Source organism: Ruegeria sp. H3, assembly GCF_056533095.1.
This window is the reverse complement of record NZ_JBQFOD010000016.1, coordinates 12,321-25,285: the sequence shown is the minus strand read 5'-3', so window position 1 is coordinate 25,285 and position 12,965 is coordinate 12,321. Positions and strand designations below refer to the sequence as shown.

The following is a 12,965-nucleotide window of genomic DNA, read 5'->3' as shown; positions in this document are numbered from 1 at the left end:
CGGTTTTGGTGTTCTTAAGGAAGGTCCATCTATCAATGGGCCGTCTCAAGCTCTGCCCAGATGTTGGACATGACTTTTCCCATCGGATTGTCCCTGCGCCGGATCGCGAAAATCTCGGTGTGGCGTGTGGGGTAACCATCAACGCGCAGCGGAATCAGGGCTCCGGTCCTCAGCTCATTCTTCATCATGTGTTCGGGCAGGCCACCCCAGCCCAGCCCGGCTTTGAGAATGGTTTTCTTCGCTTCGAAATCAGAGACCGTCCAACGATGTCCACCTGATAGAACATCGCGACTTTGATCGAAATCCTGCCCGCCGGTGCCTGAAACGATAACTTGCGTATAAGCCTGCATCTCCCGCCTCGATCGGATGCCGCGGCGTTGTGCGGCCGGGAAGTCTGGGCTTGCGACGGGTCGTATCGTGATGGTTCCGAAGGGGAGCGTTTCGACATCGTCAATTGGAACGCCCTCAAGACCCGCGATGATCATATCTGCGCTGCCTTCCATCAGCCGTGCCAACGGTCCGCCCATCATTTCCGACGCCACATGGATGTTGGTTCCCGGATATCTCTCTCGGATAGTGCCCAGCAGGCTCAGTACCGGGTCCAGCGAGGTTGTGGCCGTTACCGCAATCGATATCGAGGGCTCTTGTTCACTGCGCAACCCAGCCGCGACGGCTTGCAGCCTGTGCACTTGTTCCAGAACACGCGCCGCTTCGCGAAAGTAAACCTGACCCTCGGGTGTCAGACTAGGCCGGTAGGTCTCGCGTGTGAACAGATCAAACTTCAGTTCAGCCTCCAGCTTTCGGATTTGATGGCTGACGGCAGATTGCGCTTTGTTCAAACGCTCAGAGGCCGCCCGAAAGGTTCCAGTGGCAACAATCGCGTCCAAAGCGATGAGTTGGTCTAAGGTCATATCGCATCACAAATGATCTGAATATAAGATCATTATGGTGAAAACACGATATTATCAATCGCTTTACTTGATTGCTATCTCTGGCCTGCACTCATGAAAAGGAGGTTGAGATGAAACTGTACTACAAAGCCGGAGCCTGTTCGTTGGCCAGCCATATCATGCTGAATGAGGTTGGTGAGACATTTGAGATCGAGGCTGTTGACACCGCCAAGGGGCAAACGGAAAGCGGAAGAAATTATAAGGAAATCAATGCGAACGGCTATGTACCAACGCTTGAAGTTGAGGATGGTGTGTATTTGAGCGAAGGCGTAGCCATTCTTCAGTACATTGCAGATACCCATGCCGATCAAGCCTATTCTCCGCCGCTTGGAAGTATTGAGCGTGCACGGTTACAACAATTCCTGAACTACGCTGCGGCCGAGTTGCACAAGGCCTGGGGGCCGCTCTTTTCCGACAGCTCAACATATGCGGAAAAGGCAGCAGCAGAGGCGAAGGTTCGGTCGAAATTCGACTATATCGAGAAGGTTCTGTCTGACGGGCGATCCTACTTGGTCGCCGGCACGTTTTCGGTTGCGGATGCTTACACATTCGTTCTGATCTACTGGGCTAACTTCAAGGCCATCGACCTGTCAGCCTGGCCTAACATCGCCGCCTACGCCGATCGCATCGCCGATCGCGAGTCGGTCAACGCGGCCTTTATTGCAGAGGGATTGGCGTGATGCAGCTTCACAAAGACTATGAAATCCAGAGCGTGATGAAACGTTATTTTGACGGGCTTTACCATTCAAACAGCGATGTGTTGCGCACGGTGTTCCATCAGGATCTGGTCTACGTGAACGGCACCCTCGGCACCTACGAAGTCATGGGGTTAGAGGCCTATATGGACCGGATCGACGCCCGCACGCCGCCCGCCTCGCGCGGCGATCCGCGCAAGGAAGTTATCGAACGGATCACTCTTAAAGGCGACCGGATCGGCCTCGTCGAGGCGCGCATGACCATGATGGGGCGTAACTATCAGGATTTGCTGACAGTGATCAATTCAAAGGACGGTTGGCGCGTGCTGACCAAGGTGTTCTCATTCGTTGAGAGAAAGGACTAGGACGATGCCTTACGTAAATATCAAGGTAACACAAGAGGGCGGACCTGAAGGTACAGGTCCGTCACCCGAAGAAAAGGCGCAGTTGATTTCTGGTGTGACCGACCTGTTGCACAAAGTGCTCAACAAAAACCCCGCAACGACATTCGTTGTGATTGACGAGGTGCCACTGGAAAATTGGGGAATCGCGGGTCGGAGGGTCAGTGATATCCGCGCGGAGGGCGACTGAGACTCTCGGACGAAACGCCCTCATTCAAAGAGGCGCACTTAGCACTAAAGTGTTGCGATGGTGGGTGATGAGAGACTCGAACTCCCGACATCTTCGGTGTAAACGAAGCGCTCTATCCCAATCCGCACACGCTGCAAGGTGCTGTTTTACACTGCCACCACCAGTACCCCAATGCAAAGATATCTCGTGTTGTCAGTGGGTTGAGAGTCTCACACTTAACATCAAAGCGCAAGTCTAGACGCGTGCATTACTCACAAAACGCCCAGCAATGCAGCGAGAATTGCAGCGCATGTGCAGCGGAGGTGCAGCGGAAGTCGTTAGCCACTAGGGGGGTATGGGGGCAACTGGTTGAGCAGAATAGTTAGATGATTGCTCGAAAAAATGTGCCGCAAATTCCCGTTCGCCCATGACCCAGCCCTTGAGGTTGCTTCAATCGCTGATGTGTCTGGCTTAATCTGTCTCGCAGTCGACTTCGCTCTGCGTCTTGCGTGGCTTACCTCAAATGGCATTGCCAGATTGTGCTCTAGCCATGCGTTGACTATGATCTCCAACTTTGTTTCTTTGAGCTTCAGTATAGCAATTATAAAGGGGCAAGCTTGGCACTCGACCAAATGCTGCCCAGAAATTGGGGGCGGTATGCGGTGGCGGGTGTCCACACTTCATCGACGTGCCGAGAGCGGCAGAGCTCGCCCTCCTATGGTTGAACTGGTAAATGACAACGGCGACTCGATCGAGGCTTATCTAAAATCTCCCGAGTTGCACGAAGCAAAATCGCCTTACTGTCTGGAAAGGGAGTGGATAGCAACCCGTTTGGCTAAAGACCTAGGATTGCCTTGCGCCCCGGTGGTTCCAGTCGAAGTCACACAGCAACTCGTTCAGATGGCGAATGCAATTTATGGCCGTGATAGTAATCAAAACACCGCCGATGCATCACTCTCCCTTCGCCTGCAAGATGGTCCAGGACTATTGATTGGGTCAGTCTCATTGGGTCCAGGATGGTCCGAATGGACCCAGGCTGCGCCCGTTACTAAAGCCCAACTTGATACGGCCTCACAAATTTACTTCTTTGACACGATGATCCAGAACTGGGACCGCGTCATACCAAACCCCAATCTTTTGATAAAGAATGACGCGTATGGCATGATTGACCACGAAGAGAGCTTCGTCGAAGCCGCTGGGACTGATCCAGAGCGCGATATAACACCCAAACCATGGGAGGATGGAGGTGTGATTAATGACGTCGGAGAGATTGGTGAACACCCCCTATGGCGCGGAATTAAGGGGAACAGAAACTCACACTTCGGCGCTATCGTGGATCGCTGGAAGTCCTTGTCAGAAGCTACGATCAGAGGATATGCGAATGAAACTGTTTTTGAGGACTGGTCGCGCCATGTTGCGAACAAAATAGCCGACTATGTACTTGAGGCGATCGAAAATATCGAAGCGGTCCACATGCAGATTGAAGCGAACAGATGCAATTGAGAGAGACACTTTTTACGTTTTCAGTACTCCAGTATCGTCACGATGCATGGATAGGTGAAGCGTTGAACGTCGGTGTTCTGCTGTCCGCTCCAGACCATGGGTTCTTGAAAATGAGGGTGCGCACTGCGAGTCCGCGACTGACCCAAGCCTACCCTGAGTTGGGGGCGAATGGATTTCGGTTGCTGGTTCGGGCAATCGAGTCCAAGGTTGCGTCCTTCGGGCAAAAAATTGAGCAAGGCTCACTCTTCGAAAACACGCTGACATCTGACGAAGTTGCTCGCAAAATACTTCCCGAGGACGATAGCGCGCTTCGTTGGCTTGAGCCCGGAGCTGGTGTCACCGCATCACCCAAGGAAGAACTTGATCGTCTTTTCGCTCGCTATGTCAGCCGCTGGGACGCAGTTTCTGGTCGCGAGGTTCGGTCGGACGAGGACGTGTATTCCGTTTTTCATCGGAAACTACAGGCAGCACCCGTCAATCTCACACTTGAAGAAAAAACGATCAAGACACCGCGGTTTGGAGAAGTTCGATTCAAACATGCCTACCAAAATGGTCGCTTGCACGTAGTCCAGCCGATTTCTCTTGATATGGCGAACGCCGATACCTTGTTCGGTAAGGCTTCACGGTTAGTAGGAACTCTGACGCGTCTGAGAGAAAATCCCGAGGTCTGCCCCTACGTTGTAGCTGGTGCGCCCAGAAACAAAGGTCTACGGAGCGACTACAAGGGCGCACTAGAGTTGTTGCGAGAAGCCAATGTGGCTGAAGCCATAGTCGATGAAAATGACAGTCAAGTCGTCGCAGATGCGCTTATCAATGCGGCTAGCACTGCTCACTAAGCCGCTATTGCCCCTTACATACTGACGGCACAGCAAGACCAGACATCTGGAAAGGCTATGCCCAGGCGTACACGGGCAGTAAGTCCGAGAATTCCAGACCCCGCATAGCGTAGGTCCTGCCGTTTGATTGTGGCTGTCCGAATTCTTAGAAACGCGTTAACGCGGGTAGGCCGAGCAAAAAAACTGTGAAAACGTTTCTCGACTCAATGAGGCTACTAGAACTTACGACGAATTGACGCCATAGGTTGTTGCGCGCCAGCAGGAATACTACAAAACCCTGTGTCAGAAATTCGAAGGTCCTCATTCGGTGTCAATCGAGCAGAACTACAATATCGCGTTCGTTGCTGAGCTTGCTTTAAGAGAGAAGCAAATCCAGCAGAACTACCGACCGATTATCGCGGTGCACAAGTGGTTCGCTCGCCGACCAGGCACTCTTTTTCGCGCTTTGACTCTTTCTGAGTTCTCGGATCGACCTGTACCAGAAACGTTCTTTATGCAGAATGATTTTCCGGGCAAGAGGGTCGCAGACCCATTTATGGGCGGCGGAACGCCATTGATCGAAGCCAATCGTGTTGGTTGTGATGTCCAAGGCTACGACATCAATCCAATGTCTGCTTGGATTGTGAAAGAAGAGATCGAGCACCTTGACTTGACCGCCTATCGCAAAGCCGCCGATGGTCTGCTTAGTTCTCTTAGGGTCGAACTTGACCGCTTCTATCGCACGGATTGTCCTATTTATGGTGACGTTGACGTGCCAGTGAAGTACTTCATCTGGGTCAAAGAGATAGATTGTGACCAATGCGGTGCGGAAGTGCCGCTATTTCCCAGCTATCGCATCGCTGATGATACACGTCACCCAGCCCATGTTGTTGTCTGCAGCAAGTGTAAGAGCCTCAACGAATGCAGTTCAAAGGATGATCTTGGCGCTTGCTGGAGTTGCAACGCGGATCTTGTGTTACAAGGCCCGGCTAAGCGCAATCGTTGTGCTTGTCCATCCTGCGGCCACATTAACAAGTATCCCCGATCCGAAGAAGGTCCGCTACGCCATCGCCTGGTCGCCATTGAATACTACAATCCCGAGCGCAAGAAACAGCACAAGGGCCGCTTCTTCAAGGCACCGGATGAAAAGGACTTGGAACGCGTAAAGGAGATTGAAGATCTTCGGAGCAAGCTTGTAGAAAAATACCTGCCCGAGCAGGAAATCCTTCCCGGCGACGAGACGGACAGGCTTCATCGGTGGGGCTACAAACGCTACCGTGATCTCTTCAACGCTCGCCAGCAATATGGCTTGGAAAAAAGCGCGTCACTAATAGCAGCAGTCCGTGATGAACGTGTACGACATGCGCTTGCAACAAACCTGTCTGACTTACTGCGATATCAAAATATGCTTTGCCGCTACGATACGATGGCGCTCAAGTCCCTTGATGTCTTTTCAGTACATGGCTTTCCAGTCGGACTTATGCAGGTCGAATCCAATCTGCTTGGTATTGTAAATGGCGGCGGAACCAATGTCGGTTCTGGCGGTTGGTCAAACATAATAGCCAAGTACGAAAAGGCTAAGCGCTATTGCAGTGCACCTTTTGAGACGCGAAGGCAAGGAAAGAAAAACGTTCAGGTCCCCGTTCACGGTGAGTGGATTGGCGAGCAGATGGATGGCCGCCGCAAACGTGAGGTAGGGATTCACTGTACCAGCGCAACGGACATCGATGTCCGCCCAGCAAGTCTGGATGCCGTTTTTACTGACCCCCCTTACTTCGGCAATGTCCAGTACGGTGAGTTGATGGATTTCTGCTATGTTTGGCTGCGTTCTCTACTCGGAAAGAACACGAGAGGTTTCGAGCGAGCTTCCAGTCGAGATCCCGGGGAATTGACCGGCAATCAAACTGCAGGCCGAACCATCGAACACTTCACGGAAGGGCTTGCAGCAGTCTATTCTAAAATGGCGAAGGCGCTGAAACCCGGCTCACCTCTCGCGTTCACTTATCACCACAACAAGCTTGAAGCCTATGAAGCGATTGGTGTGGCAATTCTTGATTCGGGCTTAACTTGTTCGGCGACTATTCCCTGCCCCGCAGAAATGGGCGGATCAATTCACATCAGTGGAACTAGCTCATCTATTGTCGACACTGTCTTTGTGAGTCGGTCAGTCGGCAGCACATCTAAAGAAACGATCTGCAACTCGGCGGAGCAGCTAGCGAAGCTGGTTTCTGGTGAACTTTCACAACTGGTTGAAGCAGGAATGAAACCTCGTAAAGGCGATATTCGCTGCATTACCTTTGGGCATTTGACTCGGCTCGCGATCTGGAACCTTCGCAGTAGTTGGGATTCGAGTCTACCAACCACTAACAAATTGGCTCTTGTGGCAAAGCAGCTCAACGCACTCGGTGATCCAGAAGAAATAGCTACTTTGGCTGAAAACATGGATGCGCCACGGACCGCAAATGCTGCGTTAGTTGGATACACAAGTAGTATTGAAAGAGAACACGATGCCATCGCCTTTTGAAGTTCCCTACTCAAGTATCGAAGCGGACGTCGAAACCTATGTCGACGAGGTCTTTGCAACTCTTAAATCTGGGTTCATGACTTTGCCAAAGGGCGATGGCTTCATTGACTACCCTGTCTTTGAAAACGGCTATGAAGCACTAAAAAAGACCACAAACGGTTTCAATGATCTCAACGCGATCGATGTTGAACTGCTGGTTTTTCGGATGCCGATCATTATGGTTGTGCTACGAGCGATGCTTGGTTTCACGCCATCAGAGTGGGCTGAAGCTGCCAACGAACTTACAGATGTCAAAGTGACACAGGGATCCGCCCGAACCATTGACCGCAATGTCCGACTATCGCCTAACAAGCCACTCAAAAGTACTGGCATAACTGGAGATCGTGTAAGAGCGCTTGTTACTTCAGCATGTGAGCTCTTGACCAACGGGCCAGACAATCACAATCCGGCAATGATTCATCGGCTCGACAAGGCAGATACCTACTCAGGCCTAGCAAGCGTTGCGCCGCTTGCCGATATCGGTGTTCCATACGCTATGCTGCTATATGAGCGCTTCCTTGGAAGACCATTTGCAGGACATCGGGATTCAGTTAGTGAACTTGTCGGCGATCTGGTCGAAACCGCTATTGAGAAGTTGCTATTAAAGCATGGAATCAGCTACCGCAAAACCAAACGAGCGGAAAGCATCCGGGGATTCGAGCAAGCCCCAGACTTTATCATTCCAGATGAGTTCAATCCGCAGATTATCATCGAAGCAAAACTTGCCGAAGATGATGGCACCGCGCGGGATAAAGTCACGCGTGTCCAACACCTTCATACGATGAGCACACGTGACCGCACGCCAGAGCAAGGGCCGCGCTACGAGGTGATCGCTTGTATTGCCGGACGTGGCTTTAAGCAGCGCCGCAATGATATGAAGAAACTGCTCGAAGCTACCCAGGGCAAGGTCTTTACGCTGCAAACCATCCCGGAAATGGTTAAAAACTCTCGACTTCGCGAATTTGTCGTCAAGCCTTGAAGCCAACCAATAATGGTAGGTTGCAGTAACTGATAAAACCGTACCATTGGCTCGGATTGTGCAGTTCGTAGAACTCGCTTGCCAAAGAAGACAGATGCCACTCCGCAGGGGCGAGGCTTACGCCCCGCCCTTTGCTAGGTTATCCCGCTTCCAAAGAGGTTGCAGGTTGCTGTAGTGGCAAAGTTCGATGAGGTGCTCTAAACACCGTGCAGCCGAGAGTGGGGTTATGTGGTCCACCTCCCATTGACCGTACCTATCCCACGTCATGCCGTCTGTGAAGCGTGCCTCCATGTACCGCTTTAAGGCTGCATGCGAGCAACCGACTGCCCGAGACGGGCTGGCCTCGCCCCTCAATACCTGACCTGACCGGTTTTGTACCGACCTGAACATACGATAGGAAGGATCGGCTGCTCGACACTGCCGATCTCGTTCCACCGTTTTCTCGGCGTTGCACTGAACGCACTGGCGATTACTGACGTAGCGCTCAGCCAGGTGCCCAAACTTGCACGGACGACCCGTCCAGAAACGAGAAAGGCCGCGCAGAGCGGCCTCTTTACGAGTTAGGAACGTCTGTTCCGCTTCTATGTCAAACGGCATTAGGCTACTGCCGCCACCTGACGACCCTCCAACCGGGCAAGCAACTCAACCTGTCTCTGGCCTTTTGTGCGAACCGGCCCACTGTTGACGTCGCCTGACAGCAGCCAGTTCAGCAGTAGGTTCCGCATTCTCTGAGATGGCATGTAGAGCGTTACCCGACGCCTTGGCGTGTGAGCGTGTCCCGTACCGTTTAAGCCACCGACACGTATTGCGGACCGGAACAGCCACTGCACCAGTTCGGTCAACGCATAGGCATCCGAGAACCTATGAGCCTCCTTGCCGTCGCGTTTCATGCGTAGGAAGGTCAACAGTTGTGGGTTGGGGTGTTGATCATATAGGTACACCGCTGTTGTGCACCCGATATGGTCATTGGTCCCGCGTGTAGTGTTGGGAACAAAGCTGACACCGTTTGTGGTCCACTCCTCGTCAAAGGTCTCCGTGTCCTTGTTGTACACGTCTTCCTTCATTGCGCGACCGAACAGCCGTGTATGCTTTGATAGCCTGCCTGCCTTTGGCTTTTGGCCTGTTACTGCCCCATGCCACAGGTCACGTGCACACGTCAGCATAACGGTTTTGAGGTTTACTCCATACAGTTCTCTGTCTTTGAACTTGCGTAGCTTCTGACCAATCGAAGAGCACTCCCGATGCGTTTTGATCGACTTTAGCTGTGCGCAATGTGTCCACTTGTGGTTCGCTATCTCTGGCATGGGTAGAACCGTTAGCGCGTTAGCAACATCTTCTCGCCATGCTGCCTCATCTACTGCATCCAGACGCTCCACCTCCAGTGTGAAGCATTCGGGGAGGTCTTTCCGCAGCTTTTGCAGGTACTGCAGCAGCACCGATCCTTCCGAAAGGTACGTGTAAATCGTCACGGACTTGGGCTTGAGCAAGAGTTCTTTGGGAATGGCGAGCACGAACAGCTTCTCGCTTATGCGATACAGTGCACCCGACTTGGCCTTTTCATATAGTGATCGGCTAAGTGTCTTGTCCCCTATGCGGTATAGCTCATCCCACTTTTCTGTTGGAACAATACGTCCGTCAGGCTCCTCTTCTGCCATGCCAAGACCGAGGTAAACTGCATCAAAGTCAATCTTTCGGATTGTCTGGTCCACCTCGAAGGGGTTTACGACCTCGTCGATGATGAGATTGTATCCACTAAGCAAGTGATCGACTTCGATGGTCGGTTTGCCGTGGCTATCGAACTCAGTACATCTCGCAACCCCGGTGTCTTGGGTTGCCAGAGTTCCTAGCCGGTAGAATAGTTGATGAGTACAAGCGATTGACTTACCCGCCCGGATCAACTTTTCGCAGTGATCGCGTTTGTTGCCACCGTTGCAAATAGGCTGTGTCAGAATGAAATCGGAATTTTTTCGGGCATCTTCGATAAACCTGTCTACCTCACTCAAGTAAGGGACAACGGCGATATACTTCTCCGACTTTTTGAAGCTGCGGTTTATTTGTGTGGATTTGCCATAGCCACATGGCAAGTCGACAACACGAATGTGGGACATGAAAGTCTCCTGTGTTTGGTCCATTGGACCCATTTCTTGGAAAACGCTCTGACTGATGCCGAGCAGATGGAATTGCCCCGTTGGGGCGGATGGGAGAAAATCCCGGTGAACACGCAATGGCAAAACTAGAGGGATCAATAGCCCTCTATTCAGCACCTTTGCTTACAGGTTTGCGTGATTTAGTGTTTACTTATAAACACTTAGGTGGCTCTTACTCCACTCGCATTGGAGCGAAAAAAGTCCATGTCCGTAACGCGACCCGATCAACACCAAGAAAGCAAAGCCTATTTGCTCACATGACGGAGGGGTTTTGCTCCACTGAGAGACGGGCGACGCCTGTACGTTCATAAGAGGGAGGGATAACGCCTGTATGTTCATTGGAGGAAGGGCTAGAGCCCTTGCCAAATCTGAGAAGGGCAGAAGGACAGCCAAAAGGCAAAAGGGCACTTCTGCCACTAGATAGGGATTAGGGCGGTCCAAGCTGGCGCATTTTGGAGACTGCGACCACCCTGCAATTTTTCAAGTCGATTTAAGCAAGTTCAACAGCTGCCAGCTTTGCCACGATGTCATCGGTCTGCAGGTGGGTGTAACGCATCAACATCCGCAAATCCCGATGCCCGCTGATCATTTGGACCTGCGCCAGCGATAACCCGCTTTCCACAAAGCGGGACACCGCCTCGTGCCGAATGTCATGAAATGTAAGATCAACCACGCCCGCCCGTTGCCTGAGGCGGTCAAAGGCTAGTCGCACAGAGTTGCCAGTCAGAGGCAAGCACCTGTCGTCAACGCGCGGCAGGTTCATCAATACAGTGACGGCATTTGGGCTGAGTGGAACTGTACGGGCGCGACCATTTTTTGATTGAGGCAAGAACACTGTCCGACGCTCAAGGTCTACGTGCTTCCATTGCATTGATAACAATTCCCCGCGTCGCATCCCGGTTGCCAAGGCCAGCGTCAACAACGGTATCATCAGTGGAGACCGGGCTTGATTTACGGCTTCCAACAAAGCCTGCCATTCTCCTTGCTGCAATCGTCTCTCGCGGCGGTTATCGATCTTGGGTCGCCGGACAGGCTTGACCGGGTTCCCATGTGGCAGGGTCTGCCCCCAATCCTCACAGGCGACATCGAGGGCGTGCTGCAACCAACCCAATTCCCTCACGACAGTCGCCGCCTTCATGGATTTAATACGCTGGTCACGATAGTGGACAAAGTCAGCGGATCGCAGCTTGCCGACCTTCCTGCTGGCTAACTTGGAGCATTTACGCAGGAACCCGTTGATTGCATAACTTTCGTTGTCCGCGCACCGTTTCTTGCTCGTGAAGTTATCTCGGTATTTTCGCAGCACCTCACCAAGTGTCATCTGGGCGACGCCCACACTGATGGCGGGGGTGAGCAATCCTCTGTCCGCGCTCAACTCCGTCTCTCGCGCCCACTTCGCCGCATCAGCACGCTTTAGAAATGACTTGGATCGGGATTGCCCGTCCTTCCGAACCGTCGCCTGCCACTTTCCACTAGGTCGTTTTACGATTGTTGCCATAGCCCATATCTCCTGTGTTGGAGACATCTTTTCTGTCTAAGTGCAGCGGAGGCGCAGCGGACACAGTTTCATGCGCAGCACAGCAAAAGGTGCTAGTCGCGTAAGACCTTGATACATCGCGGAGTAAGGATGGTGGGTGATGAGAGACTCGAACTCCCGACATCTTCGGTGTAAACGAAGCGCTCTACCAACTGAGCTAATCACCCGTAGCGCTGCATTTAGCCAAGCCTGTGGGCGGGTGCAAGAGGGTTCAGTGGATTTTATCGGATTGTTTTACTCTGATCTGTGAAACCGTCTGTACTGTTACCGGGTCTGAGGCCGGAGGGCAGGTAGTCGCCCACATTCGCAAGCGAGGTATGGCAGATATCACAAACACCACTTGATCGTGGGAAACATGCTTGCGGGTGACCCATTGCCTCCGATATTCCAGAACCAGACGGTCGTTTCCCGGCCCGGAGTTTGGATGGCTTTCTTAATGACCCGCCGTGCGGTTGTGGCGGTTTTGGTACTGGCTACGCTCATTCTGGCTCCGATCCGGGCCGGGGCCGATGGTGTTTTGGTGTTTGCCGCTGCCAGCCTGAAAACGGCGCTGGATGAGCTTGCGACTGGCTACAACGCACAAACTGGTGTGAGCATTACGGTCTCCTATGCAGCTTCATCCGTACTAGCCCGCCAGATTCAGGCGGGTGCACCTGCGGATATTTTCATTTCGGCAAATTCCAATTGGATGGATTTGCTGCAGGATCAAGCGCTGATTGATCCGGCTTCGCGTGTGGATTTGCTAAGTAACGGGTTGGTTCTGATTGGGGCATCAGAGCGGGCACCGGTCGAACACATTGGTTCAGACTATGACATCGTGACTGAGCTGGCAGGCGGTTACCTGGCCATGGCGCTGGTCGACGCGGTGCCTGCAGGGATCTATGGCAAGTCAGCGCTGGAAAATCTTGGGCTTTGGGGCGCGGTTCAAGGGCAGGTGGCGCAGACGGATAATGTGCGCGCTGCGCTTGCGCTTGTGGCAACCGAGGCGGCACCCTTAGGCGTAGTTTATCGTTCGGACGCGATAGCGGACCCACGGGTGAGTGTTGTTAGTAAAATACCAGCCGAGATGCATCCCCCCATTGTCTACCCTGCAGCCTTGATGCGGGTTTCAACGCCTGAAGCTGCTTCATTTCTAGAGTTTCTTCAAACCAATGACGCTATGTCTGTTTTCCTGAGGCAGGGGTTTTCCCTGCCGGACAGGTGATC

11 protein-coding genes and 1 tRNA gene are annotated in these 12,965 nt (G+C 52.7%); 8 read left to right on the top strand and 4 right to left on the bottom strand.

All coding sequences use genetic code 11. From position 1 onward, the window contains the following. Nucleotides 1-32: 32 nt before the first annotated feature. Nucleotides 33-911 (bottom strand): LysR family transcriptional regulator, encoded by an 879-nt coding sequence (locus ACR0JE_RS16580; protein WP_480864969.1) that lies wholly within the window; start codon nt 909-911, stop codon nt 33-35. 110 nt (nt 912-1,021) lie between these two features. Here ACR0JE_RS16580 and gstA point away from each other — a divergent pair, with 110 nt between their 5' ends. From gstA to ACR0JE_RS16545, 7 genes are all read left to right on the top strand, one after another. Continuing rightward, nucleotides 1,022-1,630, top strand: a complete 609-nt coding sequence (gene gstA / locus ACR0JE_RS16575; protein WP_480545118.1) for a glutathione transferase GstA — start codon at nt 1,022-1,024, stop codon at nt 1,628-1,630. Next, nucleotides 1,630-2,010, top strand: coding sequence for a nuclear transport factor 2 family protein (locus ACR0JE_RS16570; protein WP_480864968.1), 381 nt, complete (start codon nt 1,630-1,632; stop codon nt 2,008-2,010). Before gstA ends, ACR0JE_RS16570 begins: the two co-directional genes overlap by 1 nt. A gap of 4 nt (nt 2,011-2,014) precedes the next feature. Next, nucleotides 2,015-2,236, top strand: coding sequence for a tautomerase family protein (locus tag ACR0JE_RS16565; RefSeq protein WP_480499478.1), 222 nt, complete (start codon nt 2,015-2,017; stop codon nt 2,234-2,236). Between the two features lie 696 nt (nt 2,237-2,932). Beyond that, nucleotides 2,933-3,718 carry a HipA family kinase gene (locus ACR0JE_RS16560; protein ID WP_480864967.1) on the top strand — a complete coding sequence of 262 codons (786 nt, stop codon included), beginning with the start codon at nt 2,933-2,935 and terminating at the stop codon, nt 3,716-3,718. Continuing rightward, entirely contained in the window at nt 3,709-4,554 is an 846-nt protein-coding gene (locus ACR0JE_RS16555) for a DUF3037 domain-containing protein (RefSeq protein ID WP_480864966.1), read from the top strand. The genes ACR0JE_RS16560 and ACR0JE_RS16555 overlap by 10 nt, the downstream gene beginning before the upstream one ends. A 307-nt stretch (nt 4,555-4,861) precedes the next feature. Further along, nucleotides 4,862-7,057 (top strand): DUF1156 domain-containing protein, encoded by a 2,196-nt coding sequence (locus ACR0JE_RS16550; protein WP_480864965.1) that lies wholly within the window; start codon nt 4,862-4,864, stop codon nt 7,055-7,057. After that, nucleotides 7,041-8,075 (top strand): hypothetical protein, encoded by a 1,035-nt coding sequence (locus ACR0JE_RS16545; protein ID WP_480864964.1) that lies wholly within the window; start codon nt 7,041-7,043, stop codon nt 8,073-8,075. Before ACR0JE_RS16550 ends, ACR0JE_RS16545 begins: the two co-directional genes overlap by 17 nt. A gap of 596 nt (nt 8,076-8,671) precedes the next feature. Here ACR0JE_RS16545 and ACR0JE_RS16540 read toward each other — a convergent pair. The 3 genes from ACR0JE_RS16540 to ACR0JE_RS16530 all read right to left on the bottom strand — a co-directional run bounded on the left by ACR0JE_RS16540 (nt 8,672) and on the right by ACR0JE_RS16530 (nt 11,926). After that, entirely contained in the window at nt 8,672-10,183 is a 1,512-nt protein-coding gene (locus ACR0JE_RS16540; protein WP_480864963.1) for a hypothetical protein, read from the bottom strand. A 529-nt stretch (nt 10,184-10,712) separates the two neighbouring features. Continuing rightward, on the bottom strand, nt 10,713-11,720 hold the full coding sequence (locus tag ACR0JE_RS16535; protein WP_480864962.1) for a tyrosine-type recombinase/integrase: 1,008 nt from the start codon (nt 11,718-11,720) through the stop codon (nt 10,713-10,715). A gap of 130 nt (nt 11,721-11,850) precedes the next feature. Then, nucleotides 11,851-11,926, bottom strand: a tRNA-Val gene (locus ACR0JE_RS16530). A 257-nt stretch (nt 11,927-12,183) separates the two neighbouring features. Here ACR0JE_RS16530 and modA point away from each other — a divergent pair. Beyond that, nucleotides 12,184-12,963, top strand: coding sequence for a molybdate ABC transporter substrate-binding protein (modA, locus tag ACR0JE_RS16525; protein WP_480864961.1), 780 nt, complete (start codon nt 12,184-12,186; stop codon nt 12,961-12,963). Nucleotides 12,964-12,965 lie beyond the last annotated feature (2 nt).